The organism is Hungatella hominis (assembly GCF_014288005.1).
GTDB classification, from domain to species: Bacteria; Bacillota; Clostridia; order Lachnospirales; family Lachnospiraceae; genus Hungatella; species Hungatella effluvii.
Genome location: NZ_JACOPB010000001.1, coordinates 734,844 through 748,881, shown reverse-complemented (window position 1 = coordinate 748,881; position 14,038 = coordinate 734,844). Strand labels below are relative to the sequence as shown.

The 14,038-nt window shown below is 50.2% G+C and carries 11 protein-coding genes; 2 read left to right on the top strand and 9 right to left on the bottom strand.

Annotated elements, in window-relative coordinates:
- Positions 1 to 69 precede the first annotated feature (69 nt).
- Entirely contained in the window at positions 70 to 966 is an 897-nt protein-coding gene (locus H8S75_RS03460) for a DUF4261 domain-containing protein (protein WP_187019332.1), read from the top strand.
- 147 nt (positions 967 to 1,113) lie between these two features.
- On the opposite strand, the gene dcd is transcribed toward H8S75_RS03460, so the two are convergent.
- From dcd to argS, 9 genes are all read right to left on the bottom strand, one after another.
- Complete coding sequence (gene dcd / locus H8S75_RS03455; RefSeq protein ID WP_187019330.1) at positions 1,114 to 1,632, bottom strand: dCTP deaminase; 519 nt, start codon at positions 1,630 to 1,632, stop codon at positions 1,114 to 1,116.
- 12 nt (positions 1,633 to 1,644) lie between these two features.
- Positions 1,645 to 1,878, bottom strand: a complete 234-nt coding sequence (locus H8S75_RS03450) for a hypothetical protein (RefSeq protein ID WP_002603638.1) — start codon at positions 1,876 to 1,878, stop codon at positions 1,645 to 1,647.
- A gap of 131 nt (positions 1,879 to 2,009) precedes the next feature.
- On the bottom strand, positions 2,010 to 2,741 hold the full coding sequence (locus tag H8S75_RS03445; protein ID WP_187019328.1) for a YkgJ family cysteine cluster protein: 732 nt from the start codon (positions 2,739 to 2,741) through the stop codon (positions 2,010 to 2,012).
- A gap of 16 nt (positions 2,742 to 2,757) precedes the next feature.
- Positions 2,758 to 3,282, bottom strand: coding sequence for an anaerobic ribonucleoside-triphosphate reductase activating protein (nrdG, locus tag H8S75_RS03440; RefSeq protein ID WP_187019326.1), 525 nt, complete (start codon positions 3,280 to 3,282; stop codon positions 2,758 to 2,760).
- 19 nt (positions 3,283 to 3,301) lie between these two features.
- Positions 3,302 to 5,431: an anaerobic ribonucleoside-triphosphate reductase gene (nrdD, locus tag H8S75_RS03435; protein ID WP_187019325.1), complete on the bottom strand. Its 2,130-nt coding sequence runs from the start codon at positions 5,429 to 5,431 to the stop codon at positions 3,302 to 3,304.
- A 169-nt stretch (positions 5,432 to 5,600) separates the two neighbouring features.
- Positions 5,601 to 7,145: an ATP-binding protein gene (locus tag H8S75_RS03430; RefSeq protein ID WP_187019323.1), complete on the bottom strand. Its 1,545-nt coding sequence runs from the start codon at positions 7,143 to 7,145 to the stop codon at positions 5,601 to 5,603.
- 65 nt (positions 7,146 to 7,210) lie between these two features.
- Positions 7,211 to 7,831 carry a flavodoxin family protein gene (locus tag H8S75_RS03425; protein WP_187019321.1) on the bottom strand — a complete coding sequence of 207 codons (621 nt, stop codon included), beginning with the start codon at positions 7,829 to 7,831 and terminating at the stop codon, positions 7,211 to 7,213.
- Positions 7,832 to 7,947: 116 nt separating this feature from the next.
- The gene (locus H8S75_RS03420) at positions 7,948 to 11,091 is read right to left on the bottom strand and encodes a DEAD/DEAH box helicase (protein WP_187019319.1); all 3,144 of its coding nucleotides are present in this window, start codon (positions 11,089 to 11,091) and stop codon (positions 7,948 to 7,950) included.
- A gap of 24 nt (positions 11,092 to 11,115) precedes the next feature.
- Entirely contained in the window at positions 11,116 to 12,885 is a 1,770-nt protein-coding gene (gene argS / locus H8S75_RS03415) for an arginine--tRNA ligase (protein ID WP_187019317.1), read from the bottom strand.
- A 277-nt stretch (positions 12,886 to 13,162) separates the two neighbouring features.
- Between argS and H8S75_RS03410 the strand changes: the two genes are divergently transcribed.
- Entirely contained in the window at positions 13,163 to 13,999 is an 837-nt protein-coding gene (locus H8S75_RS03410; protein WP_187019315.1) for a hypothetical protein, read from the top strand.
- The last annotated feature ends 39 nt before the right edge of the window (positions 14,000 to 14,038 follow it).

Genomic DNA, 14,038 nt, shown 5'->3' with positions numbered 1-14,038 from the left:
AAATACGGTATACTGGAGGTAACGGCGGAGGAATCCGCCTCCTGCCGACAGATACAAAGGAGAACGCATATGGGATTATTTAAAAAGAAAAGAGAAGCGAAAGAAGAGCTGAAGCAAAACCTTGAGGAAAAAGCAGAATTTCAGAACCTTTATCAGATCTACCTTCTGTTTGAAGAAAAACCGGTCAAGCCGGAGGCCGGGATCATACGCACGGCTCTGGAAGAAACCTTCGGCGCGATCGACATCGTGTCCCCTTCACCGGCTCTGACCTCTTTTGCCGTTAAAAAATATCTGGCACAGTTTAAAGACGGCGCCCTGCCGCCCCAGGTCGTCATGGGGGACGTTCAGGAATTCAAGCAGGACTCCATTGACGCATTTTCCCGGAGCCAGCTCTGGGATGTGGCCGACGGAGACGCTCTTTTGGAGCGGTGCCGGTATGAGATTTTTCTTTTTGACATGATGGCTGCCGTGTTGGAATACAAGGAGCGCTGTGAGATGATGATGGACTGGATGGAGACGGCGGTCAGACTGTTTCCTGACTGCACTGCGGTCTGGATCAAGCCGGCCGGGAAGCTGTTTACCGCAGATCAGATCAGGGAACACAAAATACCGCGTGAAGACCGTTTCATATACTTTGGCGTCAACGCCCGCCTTTTCAACATCTCCGGCAGCGACGACAAGGTTGTGGATACCCTGGGGCTCTATGCAATCGGACTCCCTGACGTCCAGTACCATTTCCGGGGTCTGGAGCCGCAGGCCGTCGTAAACCATGCATACAATGTGGCCTCCTATCTCTACGCGGCCGACGCGCCGGTCAAGTCCGGCGAGACCATCGACGGAATCGCAGACGGCCGGATGAGCCGGGAGGTCCAGTGGAGATGCCAGTACGAGGACGCCTTAATACAGCCAGTCCGGGTCGTCATGGACATCTGTCCCGGGGAATACGCGGCGGGGCATAGGGAATAAGCGGTTGTGACCATAAAAAAGGAAGATACAGCTTCAGGGACTCCTGACTCTGCATCTTCCTCTTTTTATTATCCGGTTTTCTTATATTATCTCTTATACTATCTCTAACATCATCTCTTATACCGCTCTCTTATCAGAAGACCGCTCTCACTCAAAGTCCTTATACAAGAGACTGGCCTGAATCCCGCTGTTATTCTGATACTTTCCACTGCTGTAGAGATCGTATTCCCCATCAATATCGTGGTAATAGATCTGGCAGATCTCCACATTCGGATATATTCTGACCGGCTGCACACAGAAAATCTCCAGCGTCCAGTACCCGGCGAAGCCGATATCTCCAAAGCCCGCGGTCACATGGATAAAGAGTCCCAGCCTGCCCGTGGAAGAACGGCCCTCCAGCATGGGGACGTACCGATCCGTCCTCGTAAACTCGTTGGTCCTTCCCAGATACAGCCTGTTTGGTTCCAGAAGAAGCCCTTCCTCCGGAATCACGATCCGCTTAGTCGGATTGGGCTTTTTCATATCCAGCTCATCCTGCTCGTAAACCAGAAGTTCATCCGCCAGAGACAAATTATAGCTGTTAGGATTAATTCTCTTTTCATCAAATGGAGTGATGATGATCTCTTTCCCCATGTGCTTTAATATTTCTTTTCCCGAAAGAATCATGATTTATCCCTCTCAACCCAGATAGTCGCCCAGCTCCGCCTCATTCTTCTTCCCATAATGCTTCATCAGATCCCGCTTTTCTGCGGAACTTAAGCTGTTCCAGAGCTTCTGAACCCTCGGGTCCTTAAAACCGATGTAGGGAACGCCGTTTTTCTCACATTCATAGGATGACAAATAATGATTCAGCGCACTCCACTCCACGAAAAAACTGTTAATTTTTGTGCTAAACCTCTTTACCTTCGCCATAAAGGTATTCCTCCCCTTCGGACAACCGTCCTGATACTTTACACCTGTTTATGCCTTGCCGATTCCATTGCTTTAAGTATATCACAGAGACCGCCGGCAGGCAAACAGGGATTTGGGAACCTTAAGTATTTTTACAGAAAATTAATAAATTCCTCCCGCGCAGCCGCCATGCGCGCCTCAAACTGCTGATAGAAATCCAACTCCTTTTGAAACGGAATCAGATAGAAAAACTTAAGCACCCCCATAGCAGTCCGCTTCCTCGCATCTTCCCCACCGGTCGGTTCTGATCCCTCTTCCAGTTTCTGCTTCGGTTTCTTCTCCGGTTTTTGCTCCGGTTTCTGCTCCAGCCTTTCTTCCAGCTCCTTAAGGAAGTAATGCCACTCCACAATATAGCTCTCATAACGGCCCATATCCGGAGTATCCATCCACTTGCGGATCTTGACCTTCGTCTTCTGCTCTTTCCGGCATTCGTGAATCTGGTTAAAATAACGGAAGCCGTGGTCCTCATAGATTCGTCCAAGCGGAAACATCCGGCAGATTCCCGGTCTGAAGGGATGAATCCGGCAGCGACCCTCCTCGTTTAAAAAGGTGCAGGCCTCCCCCTCTCCGGACATCTTAAGGTTTGGCAGAATTATGCCATCTACCAGATTCAGCTCCACTGCCTCCGCCAGCAGCCCCTCAAAGGGCAGGCCAAGGCCCGTCTCCAGCCGAAAGACGTCATAGGGATCTAAAACAATGGAACTTCCCATGCCCCGGCAGCAGGCGGAACAGCCGCGGCAGTCGTCACAGCCCACCTTCACCATGTCGCCGCTGCCATACAGTTTCCCATCTGATATCTCTTCCAGGCTGATGTCCCGTTTCATCGGCCGTATCCCCCCTTTACCTATCCATTTCCGCAAACAGCTCCGGGCAGCCCGGCTCGTGAATCTGCAGCACGCGCTGATTGCTGCTGCCCCGGAATTTCAGTTTGAGATCGTAAAGCTCCTGGTCGAATTCGCCATCCACCAGGATATCAATGCACGCAAGAAATTCGGGCGTCACCTCGCAGTGTGCCCGTCCCTCCGGCGCCAATAGATCCGTCTCGTACGTATAACCGGTGTAGCACCAGATCGTCTTCTCCGGATACAGCTCCTTAAACCGGAGGACCAAAGGCAGAAGCACCCGCTGGTTCTGCGGCTCCATCGGCTCTCCGCCCAGCAGGGACAGACCGGATATATAGCTTTTTCCACAGGAATCGAGGATCTCCTGTACCGTCTCGTCCGTGAACTCATTTCCATAATTAAAATCCCATGCGATCTCATTAAAACAGCCCCGGCACCGGTGAGTGCAGCCGGACACAAAAAGGCTCGTCCGCACTCCGGTGCCGTTGGCAACATCGCAATGTTTGATATCGGCGTATTTCATGATATTATCGCTCCCCAGACTACAGATGAAGCACTCTGGACTTGATTTCCTTCGTCTTTCCGGCATTCCAGAAATTCTCGCCCAGGTAACCGCAGGTTCTTCTGGTCACATTCATCTTGTCCTTGTCCTTATTATGACACTGCGGGCATTCCCACTCCATGTCCTCATTGATGATGATCTCACCGTCGAAGCCGCATTCCTGGCAGTAGTCGGATTTGGTATTGAACTCCGCGTACTGGATATTGTCATAGATAAATTTGACCACTTCTTCCATGGCCTCCAGATTCTTGGCCATGTTCGGAACCTCCACGTAAGAGATGGCGCCGCCGGAAGAAATCTTCTGGAACTGGCTCTCAAATGTAAACTTGCTGAACGCGTCGATCTTCTCTCTCACGTCCACGTGGTAGGAATTCGTGTAGTAGCCCTTGTCCGTCACATTTTCAATCAGGCCGAAACGCTCTCTGTCGATTCTGGCGAAACGGTAGCAGAGAGACTCAGCCGGAGTTCCGTAAAGGCCGAATCCCAGACCGGTCTCCTCTTTCCAGCATTCAACTGCCTCTTTCATGCGGTTCATAACGCGGAGGGCAAACTCCTCTCCCACCGGGTCCGTGTGGCTGACCCCTTTCATCAGCTTCGTCATCTCGTAGATACCGATATATCCTAAAGAGATCGTGGAGTATCCGTCATGAAGCAGCGGATCGATCTTCGCCCCCTTCGGGAGTCTGGCGATCGCTCCGTACTGCCAGTGAATCGGGCTCACATCGGATAATGTGCCTTCCAGTGCCTTATGCCTGCACATAAGCGCCTCGAAGCAGATGGCAAGACGTTCGTCTAATAGCTTCCAGAATACCTCCTCGTCGCCCTTTGCCAGGATTCCGATCTGCGGAAGGTTCAGGCTCACAACGCCCTGATTGAAACGGCCTTCAAACTTATATTCCCCGTTCTCATCCTTCCAGGGAGATAAGAAGCTGCGGCAGCCCATACAGCTGAACACGTTGCCCTCATAGTTTTCCTTCATCTTCTTCGCGGAAATATAATCGGGATACATGCGCTTAGAAGAGCAGCGCACCGCAAGCTTCGTGATGTAATCATATTTTCCGCCCTTTAAGCAGTTATTCTCGTCCAGAACGTAGATGAGCTTTGGAAATGCCGGTGTCACATAGACGCCCGCCTCATTCTTGATCCCTTCCAGTCTCTGGCGCAGAATCTCTTCCACGATCAGCGCGTTCTCATCGATGTACTCATCCTCGTCGTCCAGGCGAAGGAACAGCGTCACAAACGGCGCCTGGCCGTTGGTCGTCATCAGGGTGTTGATTTGATACTGGATCGTCTGAACGCCTGATTTCAGTTCATCTCTCAGACGAATCCGCGCCATCTTTTCCACCGCCTCGTTATCCAGGCTGTCGCCAAACTCTTCCCGGATCTGTCTGTGGAATTTATTGCTGCTCTTCCTTAAATACTTTCCAAGATGTCTCATATCCACGGACTGGCCGCCATACTGGTTGCTGGCCACCGCCGCGATGATCTGGGTCATAACCGTACAGGCTACCTGAAAGCTCTTAGGGCTCTCGATCATCTTCTCGTTCATCACAGTGCCGTTATCCAGCATGTCCGCGATATTGATGAGACAGCAGTTAAAGATCGGCTGAACAAAGTAATCCGCGTCATGGAAATGAATCGCTCCCTGTTCATGGGCCATGGAAATGCGTTCCGGCAGAAGCATACGCTTCGTCAAATCCCTGGATACCTCTCCGGCGATGTAATCCCTCTGTGTGGATGCCAGAATCGTATTCTTATTGGAATTTTCCTCCGCCAGCTCCTTGTTTTCATTCCGGATCAGCTTCAGGATCGATTCATCCGTCGTGTTCGCTTTTCTCAGAAGCGCCCTCTGATACCGGTAAATCATATATTTTTTCGAGAGAGTGTACTTGTTCTGCTTAACCAGGCGGCTCTCAATCATATCCTGAATGCTCTCGACATGGACAACATCCTCACATTCTTTCTCCACATCATCCAGAATTCCGTCAATCAATGCCTCCCCGGCGCGTTCCGCCGCGTCCACTTCCGCATTCGCCTTCTGAATAGCCCTTACAATCTTCTCTCTGTCATAATTTACAATTCTGCCGTCACGTTTCTGTACCTTAATCATCGCTGTCTCCTTCATAGCTTCTATATTTTGCGCATTGAAATATTTATTTACTATATGTAGTGCTTATTTATTATACAACAAATGCGGCAAAAGTAAAGAGCCAATGCAGTTTAATTCTGTACCGGCTCTTTAAGCAGCTCTTAAGGTTCTTTAAATTGACCAGACAGCATCATTCATTTATCTTCCATGACCCCGATCTGCGATTTCCGATTCTTATCAGCAGACCCTTTTCCTGCATTTTCGGCAGCAGCCGTTTTATCGTTCCCAGAGAAATACCAGTCATTTCATGTAATTGCTTTTGGGTGGCGTATCCATCTGCCCTGACAGCATTTAATATTTTAAATTCATCAGAACTCGGTGTGTTTCTAATTTTATTCTCTTTGGCTATGTGTTTGGTCGCATTAGTCGCATCAGTTGCATTAGTCTCAATTTTAGCCGCTGTTTTAGTCGCAGTTTTAACTGCATAGTCAGTCATATATTTCACTGAACTATCTGCCAGGAATCTGGGATCTACCACACCATAATGATCCACTTCTGTTTTTTTACGAAACAGATTCACCCGAAAATCGTTTCCCATATCAAGCAATTCCGGTTCGGGCAGTCCATACTTTTCAGAGTCCTCATAAATTCTCGGTATCCCGCTTCCCCAGGCTTCAATCATATTCATATAAGAAAATAACTCTGCAATACCCTTATTTCGAATCTTAGACCGGCCCTGCCGAATTTTTTCCAGTGTTAAGTCCGAGTCCAGCATCCCCGGAGAAGTCACTTCCAGTCTGTCATCAAAAAGGGCAACCTGAACCTTTCCCGGCGTCAGGTATGAGCGATGGCATACCGCATTCGAGATCATCTCCCGAATCGAGCGAATTGGAAGCTCATAAATATCCTGTCGGGCGAGTCCATCTATTCGCGCACCCAAATCAATATGCTCCAGGACAAAAGCGTATGCAGACTCAATTTCTTCATCAATGCAGCCCCGGAATTCTTTGCGCGTTATGAACAAATCCCTGACAGTTCCTTTAAAAACCGCACACTGAATGACAGCATCCGGATATTCATCCAGCTTGCCGTCCAGTAGTTGATACCCATGTGTTGCATAACACTTATCGCCTTCTTCGATGACCAGTTTATAGGAAATTAATTGATTTTTACCAATTCTTTTTAGATTCCTGCGGGCTTCTTCTGTCTGGCATAGCTCCAGTGCATGGTGATAGAACCGTTCGCACAGCAATTCTATATCTGTATCTGAAAGCTCGCGATCCACTTTTCCCTGGTCGTAGCTTCGATTTCCTGAATCCAGAATCATCTCCTGAATCTGATACTTTTCCGCACTTCTGGTAGTTCCTGAAACACGGATATAAGCGCCTGCCACCATTCCCTGTTTCTTAATATAGTAAGGCTTCTGCATCCCCTCAACCAGATCGACGATGATGATGTATTTACCCTCTATTTCCTGAATATTGACATTAGGAGTGATTTTGGGTTCACAGCTGTCAAAGATTGCATTGGTAATGGCATCCATTTTCCGGAACACCTCTTCTTTGTTAAATCCGGTAATCCTCCATGTGTTATTCTCGATACCAAAGACAATTCTGCCGCCGCTGCAATTGGTAAATGCAACTACCGTTTTCATGTATCTTTCACTCTTAGGCGGAATATCTTCCTTAAATTCAATATCCTTTGTTTCACCAAGCAAAATTTCTTCTATCGTCAAAGAATTCACCTCCTGTGCATGATCTGTCTGCCCTTTTGCCAGTCTGCAGCACAGTACCAGCCGCATTACCGGATAAAATTCGTCCTCACTCCGGCTTCCTTCTCAGGCAGCGCGACTCCAGCCTTTTTCCCAGCCTCGATGCAGCGAAGCATCCACGCCATATTCTTCCCCAACGTGCGCATGATCTGCAGCCCCTCCAAATCCTGCTCCACGTCCTCCGGCGAATTGCCGTGAACCATGTTCCAGTACTGGGACGATACGACCGGCATCTGGGAAATGGTAAAGTATTTGTTCAGGGTATCGAGCGTAGCCGTCGTTCCCGCGCGCCGTGCAGAGGCCACCGCAGCAGCCGGCTTGAACGCAAAACAGCTTCCCGCGTAGAACAGACGGTCCAGGAAGGAATAGAGGGAGCCGTTAGCCGACGCATAATAGACCGGAGATCCGACGATCAGTCCATCCGCGTGCTCCATCTTATCCAAAAATGCATTGACCGGATCTCCCTTGAAGACACAGCGGCCCGTCGCGGCGCATTTGCCGCATCCGATACATCCATGAACGGCCTGATTGCCAATATGGACGATCTCCGCCTCGATTCCCTCTTTCGTAAGAGCTCCCGCCACTTCCGTGAGCGCACGGTATGTACAGCCCTTTTCGTGAGGGCTTCCGTTTAACAGCAGTACTTTCATCTTAATCCATCCTTTCTTTTTCAACTAAAAATAAGCATCCCGGCCAGGGTGTGACAGAAAGCATTTTTCCGGCACACCCTGATCTAGTATAACGTATCACAAGGACTTACAATACGTTATACTAGCAGGCCGATGAGATCATCCTTCGTCAGGCTGCCTAACGAGACGGTGCTTTCTGTTATGATCTGTTCCGCCAGATTCTTCTTTGATTCCTGAAGCTTTAAGATATTTTCTTCAATGGTTCCCTTCGTAATCAGCTTAAACACGGTTACCTGCTTTTCCTGGCCGATCCGGTGGGTGCGGTCCGTCGCCTGATTCTGCGCCGCCACGTTCCACCATGGATCGTAATGGATGACCACGTCCGCGGCCGTTAGGTTTAATCCCGTTCCCCCGGCTTTCAGGGAGATCAGGAATACCGGCACGCCGTCGTCCTTAAAGGAGTTGACCATGTGAAGGCGCTCTTCCTTGGGTGTCGCACCCGTCAGAATATAATATGCCATCCCCTCTTTTTTCAGCCGTTTTTCAATGATTTCCAGCATCGATGTAAACTGGGAAAAGAGCAGAATCTTATGGCCGCCCTCCACGCCGTTCCGGATCAGATCGATACACGTCTCGAGTTTGGCAGAGCTGCCGTTATAGTTGCTGTAGCAGAGATGCGGATCGCAGCAGATCTGGCGCAGCTTCGTCAGCTGAGCAAGGATCTGAATCCTGTCGGAGCCGCCGTCTCCGGCCTGCTCCAGCTGCTGTCTGACCTGCCATGTATTGGCGGTGTACAAATCCTTCTGTTCCTTCTCGAAGCCGGAATAGATAACATTCTCCAGCTTATCGGGAAGTTCCTTCAGCACATCCTTCTTTAAGCGGCGCATGATAAACGGACCGATCATACGGTGCAGCCCCTTTAGACAGGCTTCATCCTGATCCCGCACGATGGGAAGCTCATACTCCTTCTTGAATCTCTGATAGGAAAACAGGAAGCCGGGCATGAGGAAGTCAAATATACTCCACAGCTCGCTGAGCCGGTTTTCAATCGGCGTTCCCGTCAGGGCGAATCTCGTTCTGGCATTCACCGATTTAACCGCCTTCGCGCTTTGGGTCGAGGCATTCTTGATATACTGCGCCTCGTCGATGATCTGAAAACGGAATTCCTTTTCCTCGTAAAAGGTGATATCCCGCTTCAGCAGATCGTAGGAGGTAACTAAGATCTCCCCCTCCGAGGCCGTATTCAGAAGTTCTTCCCGCTCCTGTGCAGTACCGCTTATTGTACGGACTTTCAGAGTCGGTGCGAACTGGTGAATCTCATTTTCCCAGTTGTACACCAGGGACGCCGGGCATACGATCAACGCGGACGTGTCCGGCTCGCGGTTCCTCTCATCCAGGAGGAGCGCGATAACCTGAAGCGTCTTTCCAAGGCCCATATCATCCGCCAGAATTCCGCCAAACCCGTAGGAATCCAGGGTCTTAAGCCACCGGAAGCCCGTTTTCTGGTATTCTCTCAGAACAGGACGGAGCGTCAGCGGTATCTCAAAATCACTGTCTTCCACGGATTTCATGCCGCGGACCACAGCCTTAAACAGCGCATCGCGGTAAAGCGTAATGCCTGTGCCCTCTTTTAAAATACCATCCAGATAGAGCGCCCGGTATTTGGGAAGACGGATTTTCTGACTCTGTAAATCCGACTTGTTGACTGCGAGGCCCTCCACCAGCTTCGCCACCGTCATCAGGCCGTTATCGTCCAGAGCCAGAAACTCGCCGTTTTTCATGCGGTAGTACCGTTTTTTCTGGCTGTACTCCGAGAGCAGCCTCGTGAGCTCGGCCCCCGACATTCCGTCCGTATCCACCGTCAGCTCCAGCCAGCTGCCGCTGCTCTTCACACCGATGGAAATCTTCGGGGGCGGAAGAACCTTCAGTTTTTTAAAGGACTCCGACAAATATACCTCACCCTGAGCCATGAACTCGCTCATGCCCTCCGTTAAAAGGCGGTAGATGGCCTCCTCGTCGTCGCGGATCGCCGGATATTCGGTATCGTGTTCCTTGTATTTAAAGTACTTTGTAATCAGCTGGCTGACCCGGAATTCTCCCGGCACATCCCGGCAAACGGTTCTGGGGAGCTTCTCATCCTCCACCGGCTGAAACGAGTATTCCCCATAAGACAGAACCGGCTTTAAGACCAGGTCGTTCGGTCCCTGGCTGTCAAACTCGAATCTCGCTTTCAGTTCCTCCGGCTTGTATGCCTCCAGTTCCACGTTGCCTGCGTCGATCGTACTGTACGCAGCGATCTTTTTCAGCACGCGCTCATAGAAAAGCGGCATATCCTTGTCATTCACTTCCGCCTCACAGTTGGAGCCGAAGCTCTTTATCATCTGCTCCAGGAAGACGTGCAGTGTGGCACTGCATGCTTCGTCACAGCGAAATATCCGTTCCTTGTCCACCACATAGAGATGGCGCTCCCCCTCGAAGATCAGAAGACCCTTGTCGATGGATACCAGGATGCCATCCCGTCCCTTTCTTCTGACTTTGACCGCCAGATCGGGATTATGATCCGTCACCGTCACCATTCTCTTGTGAGCACGGTAGTCCTCCAGTTCCAGCGTCTCGCCCATCATCAGGCTGAAGAAGCGGTCCCGGTTGCCCCGACTCAAATTTAAGCCCCGCAGGGTCGGCAGGGTCGAAAAAGAGCTCTTCTGAAACTGTTCATAGTGCTCGCAGTAAGTGTTGACCAGCTCCATGATGAATTCCACCAGCGGCCTGCTCTCCTTTGCAAAGACGGACAGATTGTGGTGGAAGGCCAGGTTCTTCCCATATTCCACCATTGAACCGCTCTCTACCGCTCTCGTAAACGCCACAAGATCCTTGAGCACATAGAAACGTTCCCGCCCCAGACGGAATTCCAGCTTCACATCGCTCCGGTCCGCAATGATACGGACAGCCAGCTGCACCTGCTTTTCTTCTCCCTCAATAATGATCTGAGCCACTTCCCGGTTGGTGTACTCCCGGATCATGGTTCTGGCCTGCTGGGAGGTGGTGACGGGCCGTCCAGAATTCTCAGCCGCCTTTTCCCGGTACTCCCTGTAGAGCTCCTGACAGTGCGGACACATCCCCTTATAGGAATTTCCCTGCACACAGGAACAAGAGTAGTCATAAACCTGACTACCCTTGATATATAAATTAGCTTTATACTGTTTTCCCTGGTCTTCAACCAGGCCTTTTACGCCCGATTCGCCTTTCCAGAAGGCGCTTGTTGTCATCTGTGATACTTTCATAAGTTTTTCACATCCGTTCACACATTACATACGTTCCGGAGCCTCAATTCCAAGCAGATCGATACAGGCGGTAAGTACATCCTTCGCCAGACTGATCAGACTGAGCCAGGAAGCACGCTGTTTTTCGTTTTCCTCGGCAATGATCTTCGTGTCGTGATAGAACCGGTTGAACGCGTTAGCCAGTTCATATACGTACTGGCAGATCTTATGGGGAGCCAGTTCCAGAAAACTGGTCTCGATCACCTCATTATATTTCGAAAGCTGAAGCATCAAATCTTTTTCCACACCGGAGGCGGCCGGAAGGATATCTCCCGTGCCTACGCTCTGCACTTCCAGCTCGGAAGCCTTAGCAAGGATGGACTTGATACGCACAATCGTATACAGGATATAGGGACCTGTGTTTCCCTCAAAGGAGACGAAACGGTCCATATCGAAAATGTAGTCCTTGGAAGCCTGATTCGATAAGTCGCCGTACTTGAGAGCCGCCATACCGACGATCTTCGAGGTCTTTAACGCCTCTTCCTCGGACACGGAGCGGTTCTCCATGATCTTATCATATGCCGCTGTGTCAATATCGGAAATCAGGGTCTCCAGACGCATCACACCGCCGTCTCTTGTCTTAAACGGCTTGCCGTCCTTTCCATTCATGGTGCCGAAGCCTAAATGGGACATCTTGCGATCTTCCGGTACGAATCCGGCCTTCTTGGCCACGCGGAACACCTGGGTAAAATGAAGCTCCTGACGCTTGTCTGTTATATAAATATACCAGTCCGGGCAGTATTCCTTCTCACGCTCCAGAATGGTTCCCAGATCTGAGGTAGAATAGAGGGCCGCGCCGTCGGATTTGCGGATGATGCAGGGCGGAAGTTCCTTGGAATCGCCAGGCTCGGCGATATCGACCACCAGCGCTCCCTGGCTCTCATACGCCAGTTTCCTGTCTTCCAGCTCCTTAATCAGACCCGGAATATAGTCCTGCGCGTCGCTCTCTCCCTTCCATAAATCGAAGGTTACATTTAAGTTACCGTAGTTCTTCTTTAAATCCGTTACGGAAACATCGATGATATGATTCCAGATCGCACGGTAAGGTGCGTATCCGTTCTGCAGCTTCAGTGTCGCCTCGTGGGCTCGCGCGCTGAATTCCTCGTCAGTCTTAGACTTTGCGCTGGCCGCCGGGTAGATCTCTTCCAGCTCACCGATGGTAAACGGCGCCTCCTTCGGATACTCTCCGGTATAGTTCTGGTCAAAATAGGCAAGCTCCGGCTTTCTGTCGCGGAGTTCCTCAATGATCAGGCCCATCTGAAGTCCCCAGTCTCCCAGATGAACGTCGCCGATCACCTTATGTCCCAGGAAACGTCCCATCCGCTTAATGCTCTCCCCGATCACAGCAGAACGGAGATGGCCCACGTGCAGCGGCTTTGCCACATTGGCTCCGCCGTAATCCACAATAATCGTGAGAGGCGTTTTTGCCTTTTCACAGCCGCAGTGTTCTCCCTCTCTCATGTTATTCATGTAGGTTGCCAGATATCCGGCCTCCAGTTTTATATTAATGAAACCCGGCATCACGGCGTTTACTTCTGAAAACATATCGCCGCCAGCCAGCTTCTCCACAACTTCGTTCGCAATGTCGATCGGTTTCTTCTTATATGCCTTCGCGGCTGCCATGGCGCCATTACACTGGTACTCACAGAGGTCCGGCCGGTTGGACAGTGTAACCTTCGCAAAGCTCTCATCGTAACCACAGGCTGCGAATGCCTCTTTTACCTCTGATGTGATTAAATCAAGAATCTTTTTCATCGGTTCCTGTTCTCCTTTTTGAATATTCTTCCTGTTTCTCTTTTTCCTATGCATTCCTATTTCACTAATTTCAAAATACTTCCAGGCTAAAAGTTAATTATATTACAACCAGGTTGAAAAATCAACATTTTTTCCATATCTCCTGAAATCCAAAAACACACCGGGCTGCAGTTCACAGCAGAAAACGAATACAGACAGTTTTTTTTGAAAAAGCTAAACATTTTCACCGCCTGTACGATAAGGATAGTAACGGACATCAAAGATCGGAGGAAATGGAATGAGAGTAAATTTGAATTTCAACCTGCATAAGAATACGCTTATCAATACCGCACGGGTAAATGCATCATTCGCCAAATACCAGTCAGGGCAGGATAAGAAGAGCGGGGGCATACTGGGAAACCGTCCGAAAAACGACCGTTTCACCCTCTCCCCTCAGGGTAAATTAATAAACATGATTGAGAATCTGACCAAGCAGAAACAGGCGCTTGTGGATCAAAGAAACAGTCTGGTGGAAACGACATTAGGCGACGGCGGAAAGATGGAGGACATCAAGGATCAGCTCAAATCGTACAAGAAGCAGATCGAAGCCATTGATAAACAGATCTCTAACGCCTACACCCAGCAGGCCAAACAGTGCATAGAGCCGGAAGACAAAAAGAGTTCTGACAAAAAAGACAAAAGTAAAACCGACGATCAGCTGACGACCGAACACCTTACAACTCTGGCCGCAGTCTCCCAGGATCTCCGCCATGCGGAAAAGATTTCCGCAGTTCAAAGCCACATAGAGGGTGAAGCCAGAATCAAAGAATCGGAAATTGATCTTGGAGCGGCTCACGTCGACGCCTTAGTGAGCAAGGGACTCGGCGGCGACACGGTAGGCGCCCTCATAGAAAATGAGATGGACTCCATCGGACGTTCCGAGCAGGAAGCCGGACAGCTGCATGACAAAGCATCGGAGCTGGCGCTTCGTCAGGGAGAACAACTCCGGAAATCCCAGGAGGAATTAGAGCAGACGGATGACGCCCAAACGAGAGGGGCAACGGCACCGGAAGGCACAGAAGGGCCGATGGTTGATCTGGGGAAAGATGGGAATGACGAAAGGGATGGGGAGTAGAGCCTGAACCTGCATTTGTATATGGCACTATGACAGAAA